This is a genomic window from Ensifer sp. GW823-FHT05D09, from assembly GCF_058795755.1.
In genome coordinates this window covers 152,931-166,090 of record NZ_JBXAIA010000002.1, presented here as the reverse complement: position 1 = coordinate 166,090, position 13,160 = coordinate 152,931, and the positions used below count along the sequence as shown (strand labels likewise).

Genomic DNA, 13,160 nt, shown 5'->3' with positions numbered 1-13,160 from the left:
CCGGGACTGTTGCGCAATACCTGCTGTCGGCAGCCATTGCGCCCAAGGGGCAACCTCCGTTAAATGCCGCAACGCATTTGCCGGAGACTGAAGACATGACGCAATCCGAACTGGCCGAACGGCTGCTCGATGTGATCGAACAGGATATCCTGCCCCTGACGGAAAAGGGTGTGGCCGCCGGCAACAAGGTGTTTGGCGCGGCGATCCTGCGCAAGTCCGATCTTTCTCTCGTTCTCGCCGAGACGAACAACGAGACGGAAAATCCGCTCTGGCACGGCGAAGTACACGCACTCAAGCGTTTCTACGAGCTGGCGGAAAAACCTGATACACACGACTTGATCTTCCTTTCGACGCACGAGCCCTGCTCAATGTGTCTGTCGGCAATCACCTGGGCGGGCTTTGACAATTTCTACTACTTCTTCAGCCACGAAGATTCGCGCGACAGCTTTTCCATCCCGCACGACCTGAAGATTCTCAAGGAGGTGTTTCGTCTTGAGCCAGGCGGCTACGCACAGAACAATGCGTTCTGGACGTCATCGTCGATCGCAGCGCTCGCCAGGGACGCCGACCAGGCAACGCAGGAGAAGCTTGCAGCCCAGGATGCTCGCATCCGTGACTGTTATCAGCGCCTGTCCGACAGTTACCAGTCGGGCAAAAGCGACAACGCCATTCCGTTGAATTGATCTCATGAAACCATCACGCGACATCAAGGGCCTTCTCGATATCATGGAAGCACTGCGGCAGCCGGAAACCGGCTGCCCGTGGGACGTCGTCCAGACGTTCGAGACGATCAAGCCCTATACCATCGAAGAAGCCTACGAAGTTGCCGACGCGATCGAGCGCGGCGACATGCATGACCTTTGCGACGAGCTGGGAGACCTGCTGTTGCAGGTGGTGTTTCATGCCCGCATGGCCGAAGAGGCCGGCGAGTTCGCCTTCGGCGATGTCGTCGAGGCCGTCACGGCCAAGATGATCCGCCGCCACCCGCACGTCTTTGCCCGTTCGGACGCGGACACTCCGGAAGCAGTCAAGGCCCAGTGGGACGAGATCAAGCAGGCCGAAAAGGCCGAACGTCAGGCGCGGCGCGCCAACCGGGGTTTGCCGCACGATGGTGCTGCCAGTCATCTGGGTTCGATCCAGCGCAGCTTCCCTGCCCTCGTGGAAGCGCTGAAACTGCAGGAACGCGCCGCCAAGGTCGGCTTTGACTGGTCGGAGCCGGAGCCGATCCTCGACAAGATCGAGGAAGAGATCGGAGAGTTGCGTCAGGCGTTGAAGGAGAGGGACCGTGCGAAGGTGGCCGATGAACTCGGCGATCTGATCTTTGCGGTCGTGAACATCGGCCGCCATGTCGGCACCGATCCGGAAATGGCGCTGCGCGGCACCAATACCAAGTTCCGCCGACGCTTTGCCCATATCGAGCACGAGCTTGAAGCGCACGGAGAAACGCTCGAGGAAGCCACGCTGGAACGGATGGAAGAGCTGTGGCAGGCGGCCAAGGCCATCGAACGGCAACTGACCTGAGGCGACGATCCGCGCCTCAGTTGCAATGTCTTACCAGTCTTCCGCGGCGGGCTTCGGCCCGTTGCCGAGACGCCGCTCCAGATCCACAGCCTCGTTTTCCGTCAGACGCAGATCGAGACTGACGCTGCCGTCCTCCTGATCTTCGCGACCGTCGACGATGGCATGTTCGTAGACCCAGGGCAGAAGCTGCAACTGATCGACACCGAGAACGACGGTGCATTCTGTCAGGACACCGGAAAGCCTACGGCCGATCTCGGCCAGCAGCCCATCAACGCCCTCACCGGTAATCGCCGAGACGGCCACGGTGTTCTCAGAGCTTGCGGCTTTGTTCGTCAAGGCCTCACGCGCTTCCGGCTCAAGCCGGTCGATCTTGTTCCAGACCTCGACAAGCCGGGCCGCAGCCTCCTTCTCGTCAATCCCGAGATCGGCAAGGATGCGCAGAACGTCGCTTGCCTGCGCCTGATTGTCGGGATCGGAGAGATCGCGGACATGCAGGATCAAATCGGCTTCAAGCACCTCTTCGAGCGTCGCACGGAAGGCCGCGACAAGATGCGTCGGCAGATCCGAGATGAAGCCAACCGTGTCGGACATGATCACCATGCGGCCTTGCGGCAGCTTCAGCCGTCGCAACGTCGGATCGAGCGTTGCAAACAGCATGTCCTCAGCCAGCACGCCGGCTCCGGTCATTCGGTTAAAAAGCGTCGACTTGCCGGCATTGGTGTAGCCGACGAGTGCCACAATCGGATGCGGCACCTTCTTGCGCTTGGAGCGGTGCAATTGCCGTGTGCGGCGAACCTGTTCCAGTTCGCGCTCAAGCTTGACGATACGGTCCTGCAGCAAGCGCCGGTCCGCTTCGATCTGGGTTTCGCCCGGGCCGCCCATGAAGCCGCCACCGCCGCGCTGACGCTCGAGGTGAGTCCAGCTCCTGACGAGCCGGCCCTTCTGATAGTTGAGATGTGCGAGATCAACCTGCAACGTGCCTTCCTTGGTGGAGGCGCGGCGTCCGAAGATCTCAAGGATGAGGCCCGTCCGGTCGATGACCTTGGCGTTCCATTCCTTTTCCAGATTGCGCTGCTGCACCGGGGTCAGCGGGTGGTCGACGATGACCAGGCCAGCATCCTGTTCAACGAGGATGTGACCGATCTCCTCGATCTTGCCGGTGCCGAGAAGCGTGCCTGGCTTTGGCTGTGCCACCGATACGATGGCCCCATGAACGACGTTAAGGTCGATCGCCCGTGCAAGGCCGGCTGCTTCCTCGAGCCGACTTTCGTCGGTGCGGGTGCTGGTCGCAGAAAGAGTTTCAGCCGTCTGCCGGCCGGTCTTTTTCAGAACCGGCACGATGACGACTGCGCGCATGTCGTCGCGGAGCGTTTCAAGCTCCGGAATGATCGACGACGACTTTGAATCCCGTTTGGTAATGTGCCTTACGTCCCGTCAGGATGCGGCTTCTTCGTTCTCGAACATCTGCAGCGGCTGGCCCGGCATGATGGTCGAGATCGCGTGCTTGTAGACGAGCTGCGAATGACCATCGCGGCGCAACAACACACAGAAATTGTCAAATGACGTGACAACGCCCGTCAATTTGACGCCGTTGATAAGAAAAATTGTCAGAGAAATCTTTTGTTTGCGGACCGTATTAAGGAAAAGATCCTGCAAGTTCTGAGAACGTTCCGCCATCGCGCCGATTCTTTCTTATTTGCCGGCGTCGCGCGCCGGTGCATTTTGTCTATTTTTTCAATCAGAGGCGTCACAAGTACCCTTCCCCCGACGCCTCTGTCAGTTTGGTATCAAATCAATGTCTTTTCCGCAACGTCGAAAAAGGCTTCACGAATATTCTGTGCTATGCTTCCTGGATGACCGTTGCCGATCGGTTTGCCGTCGATGGAAACGACCGGAAAACAGATGCTCGTTGCGGCCGTGATGAAGACCTCGCGCGCTGCGAGCATCTCGTCCACTGAGAAGGCCCGTTCCTCGATCTTGATGCCAAGGGGCCTGGCCACGTCCATCAGCGTCGTGCGGGTAATACCCCTGAGAATGCCGTGATCGGCCGGGCGCGTACGCAGGACGCCGTCGCGATCGACGATCCAGACATTGGTCGCAGCACCTTCTTTCACCGTGCCATCAGGATCGACGAAGATCGCCTCCTGGGCGCCCTCCTCCTTGGCCTTCTGGCGGGCCAGCACGTTCGGCAGAAGACCGACGGACTTGATGTCGACCCGATCCCAGCGGTTCTCCGGAACCGTTATCGCCGAGATGCCTTCGGCGCCCTTCCGGGCGATTGCCGCCGTATCGGTACGCTTTGCCGTCACCACGATCGTCGGCGCGGTGTCTTTTGCCGGGAAGACATGATCGCGGCGAGCGACACCGCGCGTGACCTGCATGTAGAACAGGCCGTTTCGCACCCGGTTGCGGCGCACGACTTCACGAATGACATGGGTCAGCGCCGCACGGCTCATCGGCCAGTCGATGCGAAGTTCACTCAGCGATCGACCAAGGCGGTCGAGATGGCGGGTCAGATCGACGATGAAGCCATGACGGATCTCGCAGACCTCGTAGACCCCGTCCGCGAACTGGTAGCCACGATCTTCGATATGGATGGCAGCATCGGCGTGCGGCACGTAGGCGCCGTTGACATAGGCAATTCTCGGCATGGCGTTTGTTTGACCTCAGAAGAACTGGATGCTGACGCGGAAGAGCTGTTCGACGTGGCGGACGGCCTCGGCGGCGGCAAAGAGCACGACGCGATCCCTAGCCTTGATCTTGGTGTCGCCGTGCGGGCGGATGAATGTCTTGTCCCGGTAGAGCGCGCCGATGCGAATGCCATCGGGCAGATCCAGCTCCCGCAGTGCTTTTCCGACCAGTGGCGAGGTTTCCAGCGCTTCGGCTTCGATCACTTCAGCCGTGCCCTTCTGGACGGCATAGACCGAGCGGATACGACCCTTGCGCACGTGCTGAAGCACGCGCGAGATCGTCACCGCACGCGGGTTGATATAGGCATCGACACCGGCCGTTCCCGCGAAATCCTGGTAGGACGGTTCGTTGATCAAAACCAGCGTCGATTTGGCGCCGAGCCGTTTTGCCATCATGCTGCCGAGGATATTGATCTGGTCGTTGTTGGTCAGCGCCACCACCAGGTCTGCATCCTGCACGTCGGCCTGCATCAGGATGCGCTGATCCATCGCCGAACCGTTGAGAACGACAGTGTTGCTGAGCTTGTCGGCCATCATCACCGCACGGTCTCGATCGTTCTCGATCAGCTTGACGCGGGTCCTCGGCTGGTTTTCCTCGATCGCCTTGGCGACGAAATAGCCGATATTGCCGCCGCCGAGAATGACGATGCGGCGCGCTTCCTGCTCTTCGTGGCCGAACAGAGCCAGCGTGCGGCGCGCATGGTCGCGGTCGCAGACGACATAGGCAAGGTCGCCGGTCTGCAACTGATCCGACGAATGCGGCACGATCAGCTTGCCGTTGCGGAAGATGCCGGTGACCGTTGCCTGCAGATCGGGAAACAGTTCGCTCAACTGCTGCAGCGGCGTGTCGACCACCGGGCAGTCTTCCATGCACTCGATCGCGACCATCGCGATCCGGTCGTCGGCAAAGCGTACGACATCCGTCGCGCCCGGGAACGAGATGCGCCGCAGCACCAAGCGCCCGACTTCGACTTCCGGCGAAATGGTCACATCGATCGGCACGTTCTCGCGGGAGAAAAGGTTGGCGTATTCCGGCGCCAGATAGTTCTGAGCGCGGATACGGGCGACCTTGGTCGGCACATTGAAGATCGCATGCGCCACCTCACAGGCGACGATGTTGACCTCGTCGAACAGCGTGACCGCGATCAACATGTCGGCCTGATCGGCACCGGCTTTCGCCAGCACATCCGGGTGGGCGCCGTGGCCGACATAGCCACGCACATCGAGGCTTTCGGTAATGTTGGCAATGAGCGCCGCCGATGTGTCGATCACCGAGACGTCATTGTCTTCCTGGGCCAACCGTTCGGCGATGCCGTAGCCGACCTGTCCCGCACCACAAATGATCACCTTCATGTCGTTCTTTCACCAAGGTACAGGCGGCCGTCAGCCAGAAGAAATCTATCGCTCAAACGCCCAGCGACTTCAGCTTGCGGTGAAGCGCCGACCGCTCCATGCCAACGAATTCGGCCGTGCGGGAAATGTTGCCGCCGAATCGGTTGATCTGAGCGATCAGATAATCCCGCTCGAACATTTCGCGAGCCTCGCGCAGCGGCAGCGTCATGATGTGCTGGTCGCCCTGCGCGGAGATCTTCGGCAAGGTATCGCCAACTTCGGTCGGCAGCATGTCGGCCGAGATCGGCGTATCCGGGCCGTCACTGCGAGCCAGGATCATCAGCCGTTCGATATTGTTGCGGAGCTGGCGAATGTTGCCGGGCCAATCGTGGGCCTGCAACACCGCAAGCGCATCGTCGCCGATCTTGCGCGGGCGGATACCTGCCTGCTCGCTGACCTGGCGCATGAACATGTCGACAAGAAACGGAATATCCTCGCGGCGCTCGGCCAGAGCCGGCACCCGCACCGGGATGACCGCGAGCCGGTGGAAGAGATCCTCGCGGAAGAGGCCTTCGGAGATCATGTTTTCGAGGTTGTAGGCCGTCGAGGAGATAATGCGGACGTCGACCTTGACGCGCTTCGTGCCGCCGACCCGCTCGAATTGCTGATCGACGAGAACCCGCAGGATCTTGTTCTGCGTTTCGCGCGGCATTTCGCCGACTTCGTCAAGATAGAGGATGCCGCTATGTGCCTCTTCGAGAGCACCGGTACGGCGCGGTTGCCCCGGCGTTCCCTCGGTTCCGAAAAGCGCGATCTCCATGCGGTCGGGCGTGATCGCCGCGGCGTTCAGGGCCACGAACGGACCGGTCGAGCGGGTCGACTTGCGGTGGATCATGCGCGCCACCAGCTCCTTGCCGGAGCCGGACGGCCCCTGGATCATGATGCGGCTGTTGGTCGGCGCGACCTTTTCGACGGTCTGGCGGAGCTGCGAGACGGCAACGGAGGTTCCGATCAGTTCGACCGGATCGCCCGACTTCTTCTTCAACTCCGAGACTTCGCGCTTCAGCTTGGAGTTCTCGAGCGCGCGCTCGGCAATCAAGATCAGGCGGTCAGCCTTAAACGGCTTCTCGATGAAATCATAGGCGCCGCGCTTGATGGCGTTGACCGCCGTTTCGATATTGCCGTGCCCCGAAATCATCACCACCGGCAAATCGGGATGGCGCGCCTTGATCTCGTCGAGCAGGGCGAGGCCGTCGAGGCGGCTGCCCTGCATCCAGATGTCGAGAAAGACGAGCCGCGGCACGCGGTCGCTGATCGCCGCCAGCGCACTGTCGCTATCAAAAGCCGTTCGGGTCTCGTGCCCCTCGTCGGACAGGATGCCGGAGACGATCTCGCGGATGTCTTCCTCATCGTCTACAACCAGAATGTCAGCGGCCATCGCTCGTACCCTTACCCTTCAAAGTGTCTTCGCCCGCGGCTTCTCCGGCAGGCGGCAGGATCACGCGGATCATTGCTCCAACGCCGCCATCGAAATCGGCCGGTGCGTCGTGCAATTCCAATTGTCCGCCATGGTCCTCAATGATCTTCTTGACGATCGCGAGCCCGAGGCCCGTGCCCTTCTCGCGCATCGTCATATACGGTTCCAATATTCTATGCCGGTTCTCGGTCGGCAGGCCCTTGCCGTTGTCTATGACATCGACGACTAGCCGGCCGGCGGCTCCATCCTGCTGCGCACGCACGAGCACTGTCGGCTCGCCACGAACAGCGTCAGTCGACACCGCCTCGATCGACTCCACGGCATTCTTGACGATATTGCCAAAGGCCTGTCCGAGCATGCGGCCATCGAACATGCCTTGGAGCGGCTCGTCGCCGAACTCGCGGATGAAGCGGATGTGGTTGTTGCCCATCTCGCGCAGAAACACGGCGTCCTTCAAAATTGCGCGCAGATCCACCTTCTCCTTCGTCGGCTTCGGCATGCGGGCAAAGGCGGAGAACTCATCGACCATGCGACCGATATCTTCGACCTGCCTTACGATCGTATCGGTGCACTGATCGAAGACGGCCTTGTCTTCCTGATCGATCTGCTTGCCATAGCGACGTTTCAGGCGCTCTGCCGAGAGCTGGATCGGCGTCAGCGGGTTCTTGATTTCGTGTGCGATACGGCGCGCCACATCGGCCCAGGCGGTGGAGCGCTGCGCAATGACAAGATCCGTGATGTCGTCGATGGTGATGACGTAGGACTCGTTTGCCTCGCCGCCTTCTTCGCGCGTCACCTGGATGTTCAGCGTGCGCTCGGTTCCTCCGCGCATAATGTTGATCTGCTTGCGGAAATTGTTGCGGTAGCGGCTTTCCGCTTCGACCAGCACTTCTTCGATCTCAGGCGCAACCACGCGCAGATCCGCACCGAGCAGATCCGGAGCGGTCTTCTTCAGAAACTCCTCCGAAGAGGAATTGGCGATGGTGATCTGCCGGTCGCGGCCGACGCCGATGACCGCTGCCGTGACGCCCGAAAGAACTGCCTCGATGAAACGCCGTCGGTGGTCGACCTCATCCTTGGCCTCAAGGATCTGCTCCTGTTGGGTGCGGATTTCCGAAACCATCTTGTTGAACGTACGCGAAAGATTGCCGACGTCGCCATCGACGGCACGCACCGGCACTACGACATCGAGATTACCAGCCGCAACGCTGTCGGCGGCCCCGATCAGCTGGCGGATCGGTCGAACGATGCGGTCGGCGACGGCGATCGCCGTCCAGATGGCCGCCAGAAGCACGATCAGGGCAAAGCCGATATAGAGCACACCGAAGGCAATCTGCGTAAAGGCGCGCCCGGCTTCGAGCGTCTTATACTCCGCCGTGTTTTCTTCCATCAGCCGCAGCGAACGCATCACTTCCGGATCGACGTTGCGAACGGTGTAGAGATAGGTGCCGGGAATATCGTCAAGCGGGATCACCGCACCCACCAGATTGGTAATCCCGGGCGGTATCAATGTCGGCTGTCCGGAAACCGAGCTTTTGAGCGCATCCGGCGGGATGGCCGGCAGGGGTTTTTCCGTCGAGATGTTGGCCTGCAGAATGGCGCTGCCGTCTGCCCGCACGAGGAACGCGCCGAGCATGCCGCGCCCTCTGGCCTGGCGCGTCACCAGTTCAGTAAAGCCGGTGCGGTCGAGGCTGTAGAGTTGCCGGTTGCGCTCAAGATCATTGGCCATCGAAACGGTCTGACCCTGGAGATAGCTGGCATTCTCCAGCACATAGGCCTGGGCGACGCTGATCGACGACCGGACGATCGCCTGCGTGCGCAGCGAAAACCAGCGGTCAAGTCCGACATCGAGCGTTATGCTGGCGAAGATCGCGACCAGAATGGCGGGCGTGATGGCGACGATCGAAAACAGCGCGACGATGCGGACATGAAGCCGCGCGGCGGCCCGCCCCTTGCGACGCGCCCGCAGCAGCCTGAGAATTTCGCGAACGATGAGATAGATCAGGCCGACGACAAATAGTCCGTTGATCGCGGCACAGGCGATGAAAATGTTGCGTTCCAGCCGAATCGGCGTCAGCCCAAGCAGAACGAGCAGAGACAGAGTGGCGCAGACGAGTGCGCCGATCGCCAGCATGAGGCCCGGTAAGGCAAAGGACGCGCGACGGTCGTGCGCCGCCAATCCGTCATCTGTGCCCAGCGGCAAGGCCATTGCATCCACCATGTAAAAAACGTTCCCTCGACCGGCGCCTATCGACACCAGCAATTCTCACGCACATCCCGGGTCAAGGTATTGACCGGACCGTCAACCGGAGCTGTTGCGCATCAGCCACAGCCCCCAAGGCCAGGCAAAGCAGCGCAACACCGCTCGATTCGGCGGTCATAACACGTTCAAGCAACGCATTGTGGCGAAAATGCAACGGTGGTTGCGGCCAAGTCAAGCCGTACGTGAGCTGCGATACACAGAGACGCCGAGTTCGCGGATCTTCTTGCGCAGCGTGTTGCGGTTGAGGCCGAGCAAATCTGCGGCCTTGATCTGATTTCCTCGCGTCGCCGTCAAAGCGGCAAGGATGAGAGGATACTCCATCTCGGCGAGCACCCGCTCGTAAAGACCGCTTGGGGGAAGCGCGTCCCCGAAGCTGGCAAAGTATTGCCGCATGTTCTCCTCAACCGCCTGCGAGATCGAAAGAGAGCCGTTGCGCGCCTGCGTCTTTTCGATGGGGCTGTCGGGGATTTCCGACCGCAGTTCGTTTTCGATAATCTCCCGCGTGATGACATCCTGCGGGTAAAGGGCGGTCAGTCGTCGCACGAGGTTTTCGAGCTCGCGCACGTTGCCCGGCCACGGATGCGCCTTCATCAGCTCCAGCGCTTCCTGATCGAAACGCTTGACGTCCAGGCCTTCTTTTTCGGCCTGCTGGACAAAATGGCGTACGAGATCGGGAATGTCTTCCGCACGATCGCGCAGCGGCGGCAGGCGCAGCGGCACCACATTCAGCCGGTAATACAGGTCCTCGCGGAAGAGACCCTGGTTGATCGACTGTTTCAGATCCTTGTTGGTTGCAGCGACGATGCGCACATCGGAGCGGATCGGCGTGCGTCCGCCCACCGTCGTATACTCGCCCTGCTGCAGCACGCGCAGCAACCGCGTCTGTGCGTCCATCGGCATGTCGCCGATCTCGTCGAGGAAGAGCGTTCCACCTTCGGCCTGCTCAAAACGACCCGTCGAACGTGTCTGCGCGCCGGTGAAGGCCCCCTTTTCGTGACCGAACAGTTCCGATTCGATCAGGTCGCGCGGGATCGCCGCCATGTTGATGGCAACGAAAGGGCCGTTGCGGCGCTTGCCGTAGTCATGCAGCGCCCGCGCCACCAGCTCCTTGCCGGTGCCGGATTCGCCGGTGATCATCAGCGTGAGATCGGTCTGCATCAGGCGGGCGAGAACGCGGTAGATTTCCTGCATCGCTGCGGAGCGACCAACCAGCGGCATGCCATCCTGCGAATCGTCGTCGATCTTCGCCGGGCGTCGCTTCGGCTCGGCCAGCGCCCGGCCGATGATGCCAATCAGCTCGGTCAGATCGAAGGGCTTCGGCAGGTAGTCATAAGCGCCTTTCTCGGAAGCCTTGATCGCCGTCATGAAGGTGTTCTGCGCACTCATGACAAGGACCGGCAGGTCCGGTCGCGCCTTCTTGATGCGCGGAAGAAGATCGAAGGCATTCTCGTCGGGCATGACCACGTCGGTGACAACAAGGTCACCGTCGCCCGCGGAAATCCAACGCCAGAGCGTCGCTGCGTTCGACGTAATCCGGACATCGTAGCCGGCGCGGCTCAGCGCCTGATTGAGCACGGTGCGAATGGCTGCGTCGTCATCCGCGACGAGGATCGTGGCGCCCGTCATGCAATGTTTCCTTTTGTCATAGGCATGTCGTCTTCATCCGCCGCCTGCCCCTTTGAGGCCGGCATCAGGACGCGGAAAGTCGTGCGGTTCTGCTGGCTGTCGCATTCGACGATGCCGCCATGCCCGCCGATGATCTTGGCGACAAGCGCCAGCCCAAGGCCTGAACCGTTGGTCTTGGTGGTAATGAACGGGTCGAACAGGTGCGGCAGCAGGTCGGAGGGAACGCCCGGGCCGTTGTCGTGTACGCAGAACTCCAGCGGCAGCGAGATCTTCTCGCGGGTGCCGGCGACCGAAAGGCGAATGCCGGGCCTGTAGGCGGTCGTCAGCATGATCTCGCCTTCCGGCCGATCGCCGATCGCTTCCGCCGCATTCTTGATGAGATTGAGAAACACCTGCACGAGCTGGTCGCGGTTGGCAAAGACGGACGGAAGGGACGGGTCGTAGTTTTCCGTCACCTTGATCCGGCGCGCAAAACCGGCCCGTGCGATCGCCTTCACGTGATCGAGCACCGAGTGAATGTTGAGCGGCACGCGATCGACCGGCCTCTCGTCGGAAAACACTTCCATGCGATCGACCAGCGATACGATCCGGTCGGTCTCGTCACAGATCAGCCGGGTCAACGCCCGATCCTCGTCGTTGACGGAGGTCTCCAGCAATTGCGCCGCACCCCGAATGCCGGAAAGCGGGTTCTTGATCTCATGCGCCAGCATCGAGGCAAGGCCAGTGACCGAGCGCGCCGCCGCGCGATGCGTCAACTGGCGATCGATCTTGTCGGCCATCGACCGCTCCTGGAACACGACCACGACGGAGCCGGGCTCCGAAATCACCGGTGCCACGTAGAGATCAACCAACTTGTCGGCACCCAGCCGCGGCGAACTCAGGTCGACGCGATACTCGTTGACCGGTGCCTTGCGCTCGCGCACCTGCTCGATCAGCGTCAGAAGCGGACTGCCGAACGGGATGAAGGCGCTGATATCGTGGCGGGCGAGATGATTGGCGCTGGCGCCGAAGAAGGATTCGGCTTCCCAATTGGCAAAGGCGACCAGGCCATTCTGATCGACGAGAATTACCGGGTTCTGAATGGCATTCAGAACGGCCATCGACAGCCCGTTGGCAGCAGCCATGGCTTCCGGCGTGTTGGGCTTGTCCGTCATGCCGCGATCCCTTCGCTTGCGAGGGGCGCATGCGAACTGCGAATGGCCTCCGAGGCGCGCGCGGCGACGGATTTGGGATCGGTCGACGTCAGGATCGCTCCCTTCTCCGACCCGGCAAGATCGGATGCGAAACGGTCCAAGTACCAGCCGACATGCTTGCGTGCATGCCTCAAGCCCGTGTCGGCACCGTAGAATTCGAGCATCATTTCATAGTGCTCCACGAAAATGTCGGCGATCTCCGCCTGGTCAGGATGGCCTGCAGCACCGGCGAGAACGCCGACATGCCAGGGACGGCCCTGCGAGGACCGCCCAGCCATGACGGCGTCGGCGCCGGACCGCCGGAGGATCTCCTGCGCATCCGCGACGGTATCGACGTCGCCGTTGGCGACCAGCGGCACAGTCACGACGTCGCGCACGGCGCGGATCGCGTCCCAATCGGCCTTGCCGGTGTAGAACTGCATGCGGGTGCGGCCATGCACGGTGATCGCCTGGACACCGGCCTCCTGCGCCCTCCTGGCAATCAGCGGCGCGTTGATCGAGTTCTCGTCCCAGCCGAGCCGCATCTTCAAAGTGACCGGCACATCGACCGCGTTGACGGTCGCCTCGACCAAAGACAGAGCGTGATCGGGATCGCGCATCAGCGCCGAGCCGGAATAGCCGCCCGTCACTTTCTTTGCCGGGCAACCCATATTGATATCGATGATATCGGCGCCGTTGGCGGCGGCAATCTTGGCCGCCTCGGCCATCCAATGCGCCTCGCGTCCGGCCAGCTGGACGATATGCGGCTTGATGCCGGAGTTCTTCAGCCTCGCCCAGGATTCCGAGGCGTTACCGACCAGTTCGCGGCTCGCTACCATTTCCGTCACAACGAACCCCGCACCGAAGCGCCAGGCCAAAGTGCGGAATGGCAGGTCCGTGACACCTGACATCGGGGCGAGCGCCACCCGGTTGCGGATTTCGATATTCCCGATCCGAAGCGGTGATGACAAAGCCGGAGCTGGCAAATGCATATCTTTCAGGCACATGTTGTTCTTGCACTATTTTTAGACATTGTTCTCTGGCTTGCCAAGCGATTTCGAAGCGTCGGGCAAATTTCC

At 61.2% G+C, this 13,160-nt stretch carries 11 protein-coding genes; 2 read left to right on the top strand and 9 right to left on the bottom strand.

Annotated features, from left to right (window positions below; all coding sequences use genetic code 11):
* Positions 1–95 precede the first annotated feature (95 nt).
* Together AC1Q80_RS06560 and mazG are read left to right on the top strand one after the other, a co-directional pair.
* Positions 96–683 (top strand): nucleoside deaminase, encoded by a 588-nt coding sequence (locus AC1Q80_RS06560; RefSeq protein ID WP_173419825.1) that lies wholly within the window; start codon positions 96–98, stop codon positions 681–683.
* A gap of 4 nt (positions 684–687) precedes the next feature.
* On the top strand, positions 688–1,521 hold the full coding sequence (gene mazG, locus AC1Q80_RS06555; protein ID WP_209792901.1) for a nucleoside triphosphate pyrophosphohydrolase: 834 nt from the start codon (positions 688–690) through the stop codon (positions 1,519–1,521).
* Between the two features lie 30 nt (positions 1,522–1,551).
* Here mazG and hflX read toward each other — a convergent pair whose 3' ends face one another.
* The 9 genes from hflX to dusB all read right to left on the bottom strand — a co-directional run bounded on the left by hflX (position 1,552) and on the right by dusB (position 13,088).
* Positions 1,552–2,877, bottom strand: a complete 1,326-nt coding sequence (gene hflX, locus AC1Q80_RS06550) for a GTPase HflX (protein WP_209792899.1) — start codon at positions 2,875–2,877, stop codon at positions 1,552–1,554.
* A 78-nt stretch (positions 2,878–2,955) separates the two neighbouring features.
* Positions 2,956–3,198 (bottom strand): RNA chaperone Hfq, encoded by a 243-nt coding sequence (gene hfq, locus AC1Q80_RS06545; RefSeq protein ID WP_003535434.1) that lies wholly within the window; start codon positions 3,196–3,198, stop codon positions 2,956–2,958.
* Positions 3,199–3,308: 110 nt separating this feature from the next.
* The gene (locus AC1Q80_RS06540) at positions 3,309–4,172 is read right to left on the bottom strand and encodes a D-amino-acid transaminase (RefSeq protein ID WP_209792897.1); all 864 of its coding nucleotides are present in this window, start codon (positions 4,170–4,172) and stop codon (positions 3,309–3,311) included.
* A 15-nt stretch (positions 4,173–4,187) separates the two neighbouring features.
* Positions 4,188–5,564 carry a Trk system potassium transporter TrkA gene (gene trkA, locus AC1Q80_RS06535; protein WP_173419821.1) on the bottom strand — a complete coding sequence of 459 codons (1,377 nt, stop codon included), beginning with the start codon at positions 5,562–5,564 and terminating at the stop codon, positions 4,188–4,190.
* A gap of 52 nt (positions 5,565–5,616) precedes the next feature.
* A complete protein-coding gene (gene ntrX / locus AC1Q80_RS06530) occupies positions 5,617–6,981 on the bottom strand; it encodes a two-component system response regulator NtrX (RefSeq protein ID WP_077498329.1) in 1,365 nt (454 codons plus the stop codon).
* Positions 6,971–9,241 carry a sensor histidine kinase NtrY-like gene (locus AC1Q80_RS06525; RefSeq protein ID WP_209792895.1) on the bottom strand — a complete coding sequence of 757 codons (2,271 nt, stop codon included), beginning with the start codon at positions 9,239–9,241 and terminating at the stop codon, positions 6,971–6,973. The genes ntrX and AC1Q80_RS06525 overlap by 11 nt, the downstream gene beginning before the upstream one ends.
* A gap of 213 nt (positions 9,242–9,454) precedes the next feature.
* Positions 9,455–10,909 carry a nitrogen regulation protein NR(I) gene (gene ntrC, locus AC1Q80_RS06520; RefSeq protein ID WP_077498331.1) on the bottom strand — a complete coding sequence of 485 codons (1,455 nt, stop codon included), beginning with the start codon at positions 10,907–10,909 and terminating at the stop codon, positions 9,455–9,457.
* Entirely contained in the window at positions 10,906–12,063 is a 1,158-nt protein-coding gene (locus AC1Q80_RS06515; protein ID WP_173419819.1) for a two-component system sensor histidine kinase NtrB, read from the bottom strand. The genes ntrC and AC1Q80_RS06515 overlap by 4 nt, the downstream gene beginning before the upstream one ends.
* The gene (dusB, locus tag AC1Q80_RS06510) at positions 12,060–13,088 is read right to left on the bottom strand and encodes a tRNA dihydrouridine synthase DusB (protein WP_492359960.1); all 1,029 of its coding nucleotides are present in this window, start codon (positions 13,086–13,088) and stop codon (positions 12,060–12,062) included. Before dusB ends, AC1Q80_RS06515 begins: the two co-directional genes overlap by 4 nt.
* Positions 13,089–13,160 lie beyond the last annotated feature (72 nt).

Bases quoted from the DNA above. Each gene is read 5' to 3' on its own strand.
- AC1Q80_RS06560 (WP_173419825.1), top strand. From the start codon at position 96: ATGACGCAATCCGAACTGGCCGAACGGCTGCTCGATGTGATCGAACAG.
- mazG (WP_209792901.1), top strand. From the start codon at position 688: ATGAAACCATCACGCGACATCAAGGGCCTTCTCGATATCATGGAAGCA.
- hflX (WP_209792899.1), bottom strand. From the start codon at position 2,877: ATGCGCGCAGTCGTCATCGTGCCGGTTCTGAAAAAGACCGGCCGGCAG.
- hfq (WP_003535434.1), bottom strand. From the start codon at position 3,198: ATGGCGGAACGTTCTCAGAACTTGCAGGATCTTTTCCTTAATACGGTC.
- AC1Q80_RS06540 (WP_209792897.1), bottom strand. From the start codon at position 4,172: ATGCCGAGAATTGCCTATGTCAACGGCGCCTACGTGCCGCACGCCGAT.
- trkA (WP_173419821.1), bottom strand. From the start codon at position 5,564: ATGAAGGTGATCATTTGTGGTGCGGGACAGGTCGGCTACGGCATCGCC.
- ntrX (WP_077498329.1), bottom strand. From the start codon at position 6,981: ATGGCCGCTGACATTCTGGTTGTAGACGATGAGGAAGACATCCGCGAG.
- AC1Q80_RS06525 (WP_209792895.1), bottom strand. From the start codon at position 9,241: ATGGTGGATGCAATGGCCTTGCCGCTGGGCACAGATGACGGATTGGCG.
- ntrC (WP_077498331.1), bottom strand. From the start codon at position 10,909: ATGACGGGCGCCACGATCCTCGTCGCGGATGACGACGCAGCCATTCGC.
- AC1Q80_RS06515 (WP_173419819.1), bottom strand. From the start codon at position 12,063: ATGACGGACAAGCCCAACACGCCGGAAGCCATGGCTGCTGCCAACGGG.
- dusB (WP_492359960.1), bottom strand. From the start codon at position 13,088: ATGTGCCTGAAAGATATGCATTTGCCAGCTCCGGCTTTGTCATCACCG.